Genomic DNA, 11,019 nt, shown 5'->3' with positions numbered 1-11,019 from the left:
GTGGCGTGCTCGTCCCGGTGGCCTAATCGCACGCTAATCGCACGAACGCCCCCGTCCGGGAGTCGGATGGGGGCGTTTCTGCTGGTGGAGCCTAGGGGATTCGAACCCCTGACACCCGGCTTGCAAAGCCGGTGCTCTACCAACTGAGCTAAGGCCCCTCGTTGCCCTGTGGGCGCGTCAAGCTTACCGGTGGTCGGGTACCGCCGTGTCATCGAGGACGAGGGCGGGGAGGGCGGCGACGCTCGGCAGGACGTGGGTGGCGCCGGCGGCGAGGAGGCGGTCGCGGTCGTGGGCGCCGGTGAGGACGCCCGCGACGATGGACGCGCCGGAGCGGCGGCCGGTCAGCATGTCGTTCGCGGTGTCGCCGCAGACGGCGATGTGCCGGACGTCGTCGGCGCCGAGCCGGAGCGCGGCGGTGAGGACGAGGTCGGGCCACGGGCGGCCGCGGCCGGCGTCCTCGGGGCACAGGGTGAGGTCGACGCGGTCCCACCAGCCGAGCGCGTCGAGGACGCGGGCCTGGGTGCGGCGGCCGAACCCGGTGAGCAGGCAGACGCGTACCCCGGCGCCGCGGATGCGCTCGAGAGCGCTTTCGGCGCCGGGCACGGGTCGCAGGCCGTGCCGGTCGACGAGCTGGTCATAGGACCGCTCGAAGGCCAGGTGCGCGGCCTGGGCGCGGGGCTCGTCGAAGAGCGAGCGGAAGATCTCGATCTTCGATCCGCCGCGTGACTCGCGGACGCGGGCCATGGCGCGGTCGTGGGCCGCCGTGCCGGAGACGATCCCCAGGGCGGCGATCGCCTCGGCGAAGGCGGTCTCGACGGCGCCGCCGTCCGCGACGGTGGTCCCGGCGAGATCGATGCAGGCGATGGAGATCGGCTCTGCGCCGCTCACGCCGGGGCCCTGTGTCGCCGGCGTCTCAGCTGTCGGACGACGTGGCCTCGGTCCACAGGTCCAGCTCGGCGCGGTCCTGCTGGAGGCGGCGCCAGACAGCGAAGCCACCGAGGGCGACGACGGCAAGAATCAGCAGCTTCTTCACGGTGGGGACCCCTTCACCTCGACTATGAGTCCGAACCCGGGGAAAGATACGGATCAGTGTCTGCTCCCCCAGGCTCTCCGCAGCCTAGCAACCGATCCCGGGCGGTCCGCACCCACTCACCGGTATCGGACCGATCGTCCAATCCCGGGTGCCGCCGCTTTCGCGTCCGACCCCTCTCGCCGAACCGGACGGGCGGTCGCATAATCCGGGCGACGACCCTCGGGAGTGCCGATGGCTGAGGACGACTTCCGGCGCTGGGAGCGCGAGCTCGACCCCGGTCCGCCGGAGAAGGAGGCGTCGGGAGGCCGGGGGCTGGTGGTGGCGGCTGCGGTGACGGCCGCGGGGTGCGCCCTGCTGATCGTGGTGGGCGACGCGCGGCTCGGCGCGGTGGGGCTGGTGGTGTCGTCGGTCATCCTGCTGCTGTGGCGGATCGGGTTCTGATCGGCCATCATCGCGGCCATGGAGCTGCGCGGAGCGAACGTCCTGGTGACCGGGGCGACGGGCGGGATCGGACGGGCGCTGGCGGAGGGGTTCGCCGGGCGCGGCGCGGCGGTGGTGCTGAGCGGGCGGCGGGGCGACGTGCTGGAGCCGCTGGCCGAGCGGCTCGGCGGCCGGGCGGTGATCGCCGATCTCGCCGACCGCGCCGCGGTGGAGCGGCTGCTGGACGAGGCGGGTCCGGTGGACGTGCTCGTCGCGAACGCGGCGCTGCCCGCGTCGGGGCTGCTGGCGGACTACTCGGTGGAGCAGGTCGACCGGGTCCTGGACGTGAACCTGCGCGCGCCGATCGTGATGGCGAAGCTCGCGGGCGCGCGGATGGCCGATCGTGGCCGCGGGCACCTGGTGTTCATCGCGTCGCTGTCCGGGAAGACGGCGTCCGGCCACGCGTCGCTCTACAACGCGACGAAGTTCGGTATGCGGGGATTCGCCCTGGCGCTGCGGGAGGACATGCGGCCGCACGGCGTCGGCGTGTCGACCGTCTTCCCGGGGTTCATCCGGGATGCCGGGATGTTCGCGGACGCGGGCGTCACGCTGCCGCGGGGCGTCGGGACGCGCACGCCGCGGCACGTCGCGAAGGCGACGGTGCGGGCGGTCGAGCGGAACGCCGCCGAGGTGGACGTGGCGCCGCTCGCACTGCGGCTCGGCGCCCGGCTGGGCGGCGTCGCGCCGGTGCTGTCGGCGGCGGTGCAGCGGCGCGCGGGCGGCCAGAAGATCTCGCAGGGCCTGGCGGAGGGGCAGCGCGGCAAGCGCTGACGGCGCCGCGTGCAAGGGCGACAAGCGCGGATCTTGGAGTGATAATCCGGGCAGTGTCGCTTGATCGGCGCGCCGCTCCCCGGGCCGTTGTGGCCCGCGCGCGCCCACGCGAGGAGGTCCGTGCATGTGGACGGGTAGGACGACCATCATCGGCGCGGCGGCGCTCACTGTGACGGCCCTGGCGACGGTCCCCGCGCGCGCGGAGGCGGCGGACGCGACGGTGGTGCCGGTCCAGGTGACCGGTGACCCCGCCAAGCGCTTCAACCTGGTGGTCATGGGCGACGGCTACACGACGGCGGACATGGCGAAGTTCCGCGCCGACCTCGACAAGCACCTCAACGACCTGTGGACGATCGAGCCGTTCAAGTCGTACCGCAGCTACATCAACGTGTACGCGGTCGAGATCCCGTCGGCGGAGTCGGGGGTGAGCTGCGACCCGGATCTGTCCTCACCGCACCGTACGACGCCGCTCGGCATGGCGTTCTGGAGCGGCTGCAGGCAGGACGGTCTGCAGCGCCTGCTCGTCATGGACTCCGCCGCCGCCAAGAAGTACGCCGACCTGGTGCCCGGCACCAACGCCGGCAACCGGCAGATCCTCGCGATGGCCAACAGCGACACCTATGGGGGCGCGGGCGGTACGTACGCCACGTCCTCTGGCGGGAACGCCATGTCGGCCCTCATCGCGCCGCACGAACTCGGGCATTCGCTAGGCGGGCTTGACGACGAGTACGACTACTACCAGCGGGGCGTGCCGGGCGGTGTGTACGCCGGTCCCGAGCCCACGTCCATCCATCACACGCTGCTCACCGTCGACCAGATGAAGGCGGAGAAGCAGAAGTGGTGGCGGTGGTTGGGCGAGCGCAGCGAAGCGGGGGGCGTCATAGGCCGCTATGAGGGCGGCCTCTACTTCAGCAAGGGCGTGTGGAGGCCGAGCCGGCACTCCATGATGAAGACGCTCGGCTACTACTACGACCAGGTCGCGCGGGAACGGATGACGCAGCGCGTCTCCGGCAAGGTCGACATCGTCCAGGCGCAGACCCCCACGGAGGCCCCTGTGGGCGCGGACCGTGTCCTCTGGGTGGAGACCATGCATCCGACAGGGCACCAGTTGTCGGTGACGTGGACGGCCGACGGCAAGGTCGTCGGGAAGTCGCCGAACCTCGACCTGAAGCGCCTCCACCTGAAGAAGGGCACGCACACCGTCACGGCGACGGTCACCGACCCGACCGGCTTCGTGCGGGACCCGGCCGTACGGGGGTCCTCGGCGCTCACCCAGGTCCGCACCTGGACCGTCGATACGGCACTGACGACGCCTCCCGACAACGTGCCCGTCGACTTCACCTCGTCCACACCCACCGACAAGGCCGTGAGTGCCGAATCGGTCGTGTACGCGGAGACGACCCATCCCGCTAGGAGCGCCCCTGCCGTCCGCTGGGAACTCGACGGGCGGCGCGTGTCCGGTAGCGAACGCGACATCGCGCTAGGGAGCTTGCGCCTTCGCAGTGGCACGCACACGCTCGTCGCCAGGGTCGGCTCCAAGTCCCTTACGTGGACGGTCGACGCGCAGCGTCCGACGGTGAGGTTCCGGCTCTCCGAGGCCGCGCAGACGCGCCCCCGCCCCGGTCGTACGCCCGAGTACGTCTTCGACGGTCCGTTCACCATGAAGCTGACCGGCGCGGACGACCGGGCCGGCGTGGTCGTCTCGGAGTTCCGCGTGGACGGCGACGGCTGGTTCAACTACTTCGGCTGGCCGACCGACTCGTCCGCGCCGTGGCGGTTCTCCGAGAACGGCACCGTCATCGACTCGCTGACCTACGGCAGGCTCCCCAAGGGCCGGCACACCGTCGAGTACCGGGCGATCGACGCGGCGGGCAATGTCGCCCGGCCCGGGAAGTTCATCGTGACTCTTCGCTGACCGGCACGTCCGCGACACCCGCGTCCGCGGCGAGTGCGCCCCCCGCGGGCGGCTCGGCGGCGGACGCCGCTGCGGCGGCCGGCGCGCGGCGGACGGTCGCGAGCACCGAGCCGCCGAGGATCAGCGCGAACGAGGCGATGATCGTCCCGGTGAGCGGCTCGCCGAGCAGCAGCACGCCCGCGACGACCGCCACCGCCGGGTTCACGTAGGTGAACACCATCGCCCGCGACGTGCCCGCCTCCCGGATCAGCTCGAAGAACACCATGAACGCCAGCGCGGTGCAGACCAGGCCGAGGCCGCCGAGCGCCGCCAGCACACGCCCGCGCGGCACGGCGTCCGGCCAGGTCAGCGCCGCCGGGACCGCGTACACGACGGCGGCGATCGTCAGCGACCCCGCCGCCATGTGCAGGCTCGGCAGGTCCTGCAGCCGGCGCGTCGCGATCATCGGCGCGATCGAGTACCCGATCGCGACCAGCATGACCTCGCCGATCGCCCACGCGCTGCCACCGCCGAGATGCGGTCCGGCGAGCACGCCGACGCCCGCGAGACCGACCAGCAGCCCCGCCCACCGGACCGGTCCCAGCCGCTCCGCGTCGCCGGTCAGCCGCGCCAGCACCACCCCGATGATCGGCACCGCGGCGATCAGCAGCCCGGTCATCGAGCTGGTCAGCCGGTGCTCGGCGTCCGACAGCAGCGCCCACGGGCCGAGGATCTCCACGGCGGTGAACGCCAGCAGCGGCCGCCAGTGCCGGCGGACCGGCGCCAGCCCGCCGCCGGACCGGGCCGCGAGCGGCACCAGCACGAGCGCGCCGAGCGCGGTCCGCGCGAACACCAGCACGGGCACGGACACGCCCCCGACCGCCACCTTGATCATCAGGTAGGGGATCCCCCACAGCACGCTCATCAGCGCGAACAGCAACCAGCCGCGGCGACTCACCACGTCCTCCGTTCAGATCGGCGCCCGGCCACCACCGCCGGGCACCGGTTCAGGATGCGGGGCGGCGGCGGGCGCGGTCTTGAACGCTGTTGCGGTACGCGCCGGGCGTCACACCGAGGACGCGGCGGAACCAGCGGGTGAGGTGCGCCTGGTCGGCGAACCCGACGAGCGACGCGGCCTCGGCCGGCCTATGCCCTGCGTCCAGCAGCGTCCGCGCGCGCGCCACCCGGTGCTGGGCAAGCCATGCGTACGGCGGCATCCCCATCGAGTCACGGAAGGCCCGCAGCAACTGGTAGCGGGACAGGCCGAGGTCGGCCGCCACCTCCGCCAGGGTGGGCGGGCCCACCAGTTCGTCCGACAGGCGTGCCGCGACGGCACGGGCGATCCCGGACGCGCCGTGCGGGCCGGCCTCGCCCGGCGGGACCCGGACGGCATGCCGCCGGACGATCGCGCCGAGCACCTCGAGCAGCCGGCTCTCGCCCTCCAGCGGGTCGTCGCCCAGCCGCAGCGACCGGTGCGCGAGCCGCAGCCGGCCGGCCAGCCCGGGATCGTCGACGATCGGCTCGCGGAAGTGCGGGAGCCCTCCGTCCCAGCCCGACGCCGCCCCCACCAGCTCCGCGGTCGGGTAAAGGCACAGGTAGGCGAAGCCGTCCTGGTCGGCGGGGCCGCCCGTGTGCGCCTCGCCCGGCTCGATCACCACGATGCTGCCGGCGGCCGAGTACAGCCGCTCGCCGCGGTACCGCATGGTCTCCAGGCCGTCGACGCACACGCCGATCGCGTACTCGTCGTGCGCGTGCGGCGCGTAGTGGCGGCGGGCTATGCGCGCGTTGAGCAGGTCGAGCGACGCGCCCTGGATGCCGTCCACACGCGTCCACACCGCCCGGTCGGGACGCCGCCCCGCACCGCCCGCGCCGCTGGAACCGCCCGCGCCGCTGGAGCCTCTCGCGCCGCCGGGGACGTCAGGCGGAGAAGACGTGCCGGAGCCGCCAGCGATCCCGGTCACGGCCGAGCTCCGCGACGGCCACGCCCTCCGCGCCGACGACGCGGACCCGGTAGACGCGGCCGTCCTGGGGCGTCCCGTAGGTCTTCAGGACCTCCTCGACGGCGTAGCGCGACCCCCGCCACTCGTACGCGGTGAGTCGTCCGGCGGGGTCGTGCTCGGCGCGGACCGGCTCGTTCAGAAGGTGCCCCATGAGTCCGGGAGCCTAGCACGCAGTCGAACAAATGTTCGCAGGTCGTGGCCCCTTCACGGCGTCGCCCTCGGCACGGTCCGGGGCGCCGCCGGGCAGGCCGCGGCGGACGCCCGCGCGGCGTCGCGACGACCGGTTCCGGCTCCATCCCGCCATTAAGGCGCAGCCCGCCGAACCTGTCCAGACCATCCGAAATGACCGCGACCCGCGCGGGTAGGACGGCCGTGGAGGGGGAGCCATGATCAACGGTGCGCATGTCATCATCTACAGCCGCGACGCGGACGCCGACCGCGCGTTCCTCCGGGACGTGCTCGATCTCCCGGACGTCGACGCCGGCGACGGCTGGCTGATCTTCAAGCTGCCGCCCGCCGAGCTCGCCGCCCATCCCACCGAGGGCACGCCCCGGCACGAGTTCTATCTGATGTGCGACGACATCCACGCCACCCTCGACGGTCTCGCCGAGCGCGGCGTCCAGGTGGACGTGCCGGTCCGCGACCAGGGTTGGGGACTGCTCGCCGCGATCAGGCTGCCGAGCGGGGGCGAGCTGCCGATCTACCAACCCCGCCATCCCCTGGCCAGGGACCTCTGAGGCCCGTCGTCCACAGGCTGGGGGCAACGTTTCACACATCCTCCGACCCCTGCGAGCAGGCGTTCCGGAAGCCGGCTCCACAGCGGAATCCCCAGGCGGCAGGGCCTTTCGAACATCCGATCGGCATCGGCGGGCGCGCCGCCGCCCCGTCCACACCGCGGCCCGGTCATGCACAGTTTCCACAACCTGTGGATAACTCCCGTGCACATCCTGGGCACGACCGCCGAGACGCGCCGTCCACCATTCTTCCCCACCCGGTCCCCAATGTGCAGGACCGTTGTCCCCGTCGTGGATAACTCGCTGACCTGGGGCGAGACGGCTTTCCCCGGCCGGCCGCACACAGCGCGTTCACAGCCTGTGGGCGACCGCCCTCCACAAGTGCCCGTGACCGGTGGACGGCTTCACCCACCAAGAATCCCCAACCGCGTCCCCAGCCGCCACCCGACCGGCCGCCTGTGGACAGCCGGAGCCCGTCCGCAGGTCAGGACGGTACGGGCAGAATCTGCGGATGACCACCCTCACCCTCTGGCGGCCGGTCGGCCCGGCCGAGCTGGACCTGCTGCACGCCGCGGGCTGGCGGGCATGGCCGCCGCGCCTCCCGGACCAGCCGATCTTCTACCCGGTGCTCGACGAGGAGTACGCGATCAAGATCGCCCGGGACTGGAACGTGCCCGCGCACGGCTCCGGCTACGTGACGAGGTTCGAGGTCGACGCCGCCTTCGCCGACCGCTATCCGGTCCGCCAGGTGGGCGGCCGGACGATCCTGGAGCTGTGGGTCCCGGCGGAGGAGCTGGAGGAGTTCAACGCGCACATCGTCGGCCCGATCGAGGTCGTCCACGAGTTCCGCGCCGACGCGAGACGCCTGTGGATAACGCCGTCCCCATCCCGGGGCCGGTCACCGTACCCACCGCCGTCCACTGCTCGTCCCCAGCCCCGTTTCCTGGGGATATCCGCGTCCTCCCTGGCCACGAGCGGTTCCCGCACCCGGTCGCCAAGCAATCCACATCCTGTGGATAACTCTGTTCACACCCCTGTGCGCCGGCCGTCCCCAACCAGGGGTGACCGGCGCACAGAGCACGACCGGCGCACGGCCGGTGCGCGGAGGCTCAGGTGACCAGCCCGTTGCGGTAGGCGTAGACGACCGCCTGCACACGGTCGCGCAGGTCCAGCTTGGTGAGGATGCGCGACACGTAGGTCTTGACGGTCTCCTGGCTGATCACCAGCGTCGCGGCGATCTCGCTGTTGGACAGCCCGTTGGCGATCAGCCGCAGCACCTCCAGCTCGCGCGGCGCCAGCGCGGTGCCCTCCGCCGCGCCCGGCGCGGGCCGGATCCGCTCCGCGTACTTGCCGACGAGCTGCCGCGTCACCTCGGGCGCCAGCAGCGCCGCACCGGACGCGACGGTGCGGATGCCCTGCAGCAGCTGCGCCGGCGGCGCGTCCTTGAGCAGGAACCCGCTCGCCCCCGCCCGCAGCGCCTCGTAGACGTACTCGTCGAGGTTGAACGTCGTCACCACCAGCACCTTCACGGGATGCTCCACCCCGGCGCCGGCGAGCAGGCGGGTCGCCTCGATGCCGTCGAGCACCGGCATCCGGACGTCCATCACCACCATGTCGGGGTTCAGCCGGCGGGCGAGGTCGACCGCGGCGCGCCCGTCCCCGCACTCGCCGACGACCTCCAGGTCCGGCTGCGCGTCGATGATCGTCGCGAACCCGGTGCGGATCAGCGCCTGGTCGTCGCAGACCAGGACCCGGACCGGCGCGGTCACGACGCGGTCCCCGACGGGATGCGGGCCCGCACCACGAAACCGCCGCCGGGCCGCGGGTCCGCGCTGAACTCCCCGCCCAGCGCCGCCACCCGCTCACTCAGGCCGGTCAGGCCCCGCCCGCCGCCGCCGACGGCCGCGGCCCGCGACCCCGAGCCATCGTTGCCGACCTCCACCGTGATCTCCTTCTCGCCGTAGCGCACCTGGACCGCGGCGCGGCTCCCGTGGGCGTACTTCAACACGTTCGTCAGAGCTTCCTGCACGACCCGGTAGGCGACCGATTCGGCGCTGCCCGCCGCCACCGCCGCCTCGCCCACCCGCGTGAACTCCACCGGCTGCCCGGCCCGCCGCGTCTGCTCGACCAGCGCGTCCAGGTCGCCCGCGGAGGGCGCCCTGCCCGGGCCGCCGGTGCCGCTCCCGCCCCCGGTGCCGTGGTCGGGGTTGAGCAGGTCGAGCAGGTGCCGCAGGTCGGTGATGGCGCGCCGGCCGGTGTCGGTGACCGTGCTCAGCGTCTCGTCCAGCCGGTCGGGCGCCGCGGTCAGGTAGCGCGCCGCCTCCGCCTGCACCACCATCGCCGTCACGTGGTGGGTCACCACGTCGTGGAGCTCGCGGGCGATGCGGGTGCGCTCGGCGGTCCGGGTGGCCTCGGCGACGCGGAGCCGGCGCTCGGCCTCGGCGGCCCGCGTCGAGCGCAGCCACGCCCCGACCCCCCAGATCAGGGCAAGCGCGAGGTAGAACGTCACGTACTCGTCGGCCTGCTCGTTCGCGCCCACCCGGTTCAGCGCGACCGCGAACACCACGTACAGCACCGTCCCGGCCGCCATGGTGACGCGCCGGTGGCGCTCCAGGTAGGCGCCCGCGCTCAGCAGCGCGAAGGGCACCGCGGTGCCCGCGACCAGGTGGTAGCCGCGCATCTGGTCGACGGTGAACCCGATCGACACCAGCGCGAGGCACACCCCGGGCCACCGCCGCCGCACCGCCAGCGGGAGGCACTCCAGGAGGACGACCAGGGCCGCGAGCGCGTCGAACGGACGGGTCGCCATCTCGCCGATCTGCGTCCCCGCGCCGTGGAAGGCCGGCACGAACGACATGGCGATCAGCACCAGCGCCAACGGGAGATCCCGGACCGTGACGTCGCACCGCCGCCACGCGTCCGGGAACCGTCCGAGATCCATCGCCGGAAGCCGCCGAAGATCGATCACCGGGAGAGCGTAGCGGTCGCGGCGGGCCGGGCGGCGGCGCTCCCGGCGACCTCGGCGCCCCGCCGGCGGGCGGGCAGGACGTGGCCGCGCCGGCGGGCCAGCCACATGAACGCGACCGTCAGCGCCAGCCCGGCGCCGACCGAGTACAGGCTCGCCTCCGGGCCGAACTCGCCGCCGGTGATCAGCGACGGGCCCGACATCGCGCCGTCCAGCAGCCCCTTGTTCGAGCCGTTGCCCGACACCTCGGTGCCGAAGATGCCCGACTCGGCGAAGTTCCACGCGAAGTGCAGCCCGATCGGCACCCACAGGTTCCGGGTCGCGGCGTACGCGGCGGCCAGCATGCCCCCGGCCTCCACCGCGATCGCGATCGCGCCCCACAGGGTGGCGTGCGCGTTGGTGAGGTGCGACAGCCCGAACAGCAGGCCGGTCAGCGCCAGCGCCGCCCACGTCCCGATGCGCCCCTCGACGATCCGGAACAGCACGCCCCGGAACATCAGCTCCTCCGTCACCGCCGCGGCGGCCATGAAGCCGAACAGCCCGACCGCGCCCGGGACCGAGCCGAAGCCGTCGACCCGGTAGTCGCCGAGGAAGGCGATGTTCACGATCACGGAGGCGAACATCGCGAAGCCGATCAGCATGCCGCGCGCGACGGCGGCGCCGGCGCCCTTCCTCGCGATCTCCGCCGGCGCGCGGCGCTCCGTGCGCCGCACCACCCAGGCGTACACGACCGGCGCCAGGGCCGCCGTCGCCATCCCCAGCACGAAGGTGAGGAGCTCGTTCCCCTTCACCGCGGCGACCGCCTGACCTCCGACGAAGGCGACCGCGATGACGGCCACCAGCTGCTTCACCAAACGCATTCCGACTCCTTCGGGGGGTCCGCGGCCCGAGCACCGCGGCGATGGAAGAACGCTATGGAATCGGCCCGTTCGGAAACGTCACCGCGCGGTGGACATTCCCGAGTAGCTCGCACGGGGGACAAGCCTTTCCGGGCCGGCGGCCGAATGGCGAGACCGGGGCATTGAGCGGCTCCCCCTGGAGGGGCGAATCATTCCCCGGAAAACGAGCATCCCCGCCTGCTCAGCAGTCGTGAACAGTGCGGGGATGCCACGCGAGAACACGGCGCGGCCGGGACGCGGTCG

General features: G+C 73.0%; 12 protein-coding genes, 1 tRNA gene and 1 pseudogene. 5 read left to right on the top strand and 9 right to left on the bottom strand.

Features of this window, described 5'->3' with window-relative positions:
• Window positions 1-82: 82 nt before the first annotated feature.
• The 3 genes from J4557_RS08105 to J4557_RS49380 form a co-directional block, all read right to left on the bottom strand.
• A tRNA-Ala gene (locus J4557_RS08105) sits at window positions 83-158 on the bottom strand.
• A gap of 25 nt (window positions 159-183) precedes the next feature.
• Window positions 184-888: an HAD-IA family hydrolase gene (locus J4557_RS08100; protein ID WP_208265781.1), complete on the bottom strand. Its 705-nt coding sequence runs from the start codon at window positions 886-888 to the stop codon at window positions 184-186.
• Window positions 889-913: 25 nt separating this feature from the next.
• Complete coding sequence (locus J4557_RS49380) at window positions 914-1,033, bottom strand: DLW-39 family protein (protein ID WP_211238580.1); 120 nt, start codon at window positions 1,031-1,033, stop codon at window positions 914-916.
• A gap of 231 nt (window positions 1,034-1,264) precedes the next feature.
• On the opposite strand from J4557_RS49380, the gene J4557_RS08095 reads away from it, so the two are divergent.
• From J4557_RS08095 to J4557_RS08085, 3 genes are all read left to right on the top strand, one after another.
• Window positions 1,265-1,474, top strand: coding sequence for a hypothetical protein (locus tag J4557_RS08095; RefSeq protein WP_208265780.1), 210 nt, complete (start codon window positions 1,265-1,267; stop codon window positions 1,472-1,474).
• Window positions 1,475-1,492: 18 nt separating this feature from the next.
• Complete coding sequence (locus J4557_RS08090) at window positions 1,493-2,284, top strand: SDR family NAD(P)-dependent oxidoreductase (RefSeq protein ID WP_208265779.1); 792 nt, start codon at window positions 1,493-1,495, stop codon at window positions 2,282-2,284.
• Between the two features lie 124 nt (window positions 2,285-2,408).
• Window positions 2,409-4,199, top strand: coding sequence for a M64 family metallopeptidase (locus tag J4557_RS08085; RefSeq protein WP_208265778.1), 1,791 nt, complete (start codon window positions 2,409-2,411; stop codon window positions 4,197-4,199).
• Here J4557_RS08085 and J4557_RS08080 read toward each other — a convergent pair.
• Genes J4557_RS08080 through J4557_RS08070 form a run of 3 tightly spaced genes read right to left on the bottom strand, consistent with a single transcriptional unit; the run spans window position 4,180 to window position 6,329 of the window.
• Window positions 4,180-5,136 carry a DMT family transporter gene (locus J4557_RS08080; RefSeq protein WP_208265777.1) on the bottom strand — a complete coding sequence of 319 codons (957 nt, stop codon included), beginning with the start codon at window positions 5,134-5,136 and terminating at the stop codon, window positions 4,180-4,182. The two genes, J4557_RS08085 and J4557_RS08080, sit on opposite strands and share 20 nt — an antisense overlap.
• A gap of 49 nt (window positions 5,137-5,185) precedes the next feature.
• Window positions 5,186-6,139, bottom strand: coding sequence for a helix-turn-helix domain-containing protein (locus J4557_RS08075; RefSeq protein ID WP_307799528.1), 954 nt, complete (start codon window positions 6,137-6,139; stop codon window positions 5,186-5,188).
• A complete protein-coding gene (locus J4557_RS08070) occupies window positions 6,096-6,329 on the bottom strand; it encodes a hypothetical protein (RefSeq protein WP_151544802.1) in 234 nt (77 codons plus the stop codon). Before J4557_RS08070 ends, J4557_RS08075 begins: the two co-directional genes overlap by 44 nt.
• Window positions 6,330-6,564: 235 nt before the next feature.
• Between J4557_RS08070 and J4557_RS08065 the strand changes: the two genes are divergently transcribed.
• Entirely contained in the window at window positions 6,565-6,915 is a 351-nt protein-coding gene (locus J4557_RS08065) for a VOC family protein (RefSeq protein ID WP_208265776.1), read from the top strand.
• A gap of 508 nt (window positions 6,916-7,423) precedes the next feature.
• Window positions 7,424-7,759, top strand: a pseudogene (locus J4557_RS08060) (ADP-ribosylation/crystallin J1); the annotation flags it as partial.
• Between the two features lie 262 nt (window positions 7,760-8,021).
• On the opposite strand, the gene J4557_RS08055 reads toward J4557_RS08060, so the two are convergent.
• From J4557_RS08055 to J4557_RS08045, 3 genes are read right to left on the bottom strand one after another with little or no spacing between them, the layout of a single operon-like run.
• On the bottom strand, window positions 8,022-8,681 hold the full coding sequence (locus tag J4557_RS08055) for a response regulator (protein WP_190857698.1): 660 nt from the start codon (window positions 8,679-8,681) through the stop codon (window positions 8,022-8,024).
• A complete protein-coding gene (locus J4557_RS08050) occupies window positions 8,678-9,853 on the bottom strand; it encodes a sensor histidine kinase (RefSeq protein WP_208265817.1) in 1,176 nt (391 codons plus the stop codon). The genes J4557_RS08055 and J4557_RS08050 overlap by 4 nt, the downstream gene beginning before the upstream one ends.
• 23 nt (window positions 9,854-9,876) lie before the next feature.
• Window positions 9,877-10,737, bottom strand: coding sequence for a CPBP family intramembrane glutamic endopeptidase (locus J4557_RS08045; RefSeq protein WP_208265775.1), 861 nt, complete (start codon window positions 10,735-10,737; stop codon window positions 9,877-9,879).
• Window positions 10,738-11,019: the final 282 nt, after the last annotated feature.

The organism is Actinomadura nitritigenes, from assembly GCF_017573545.1.
Taxonomy (GTDB): domain Bacteria; phylum Actinomycetota; class Actinomycetes; order Streptosporangiales; family Streptosporangiaceae; genus Spirillospora; species Spirillospora nitritigenes.
Note: the sequence above shows the minus strand (reverse complement) of the source record. Positions and strands in the feature narration are given on the sequence as shown.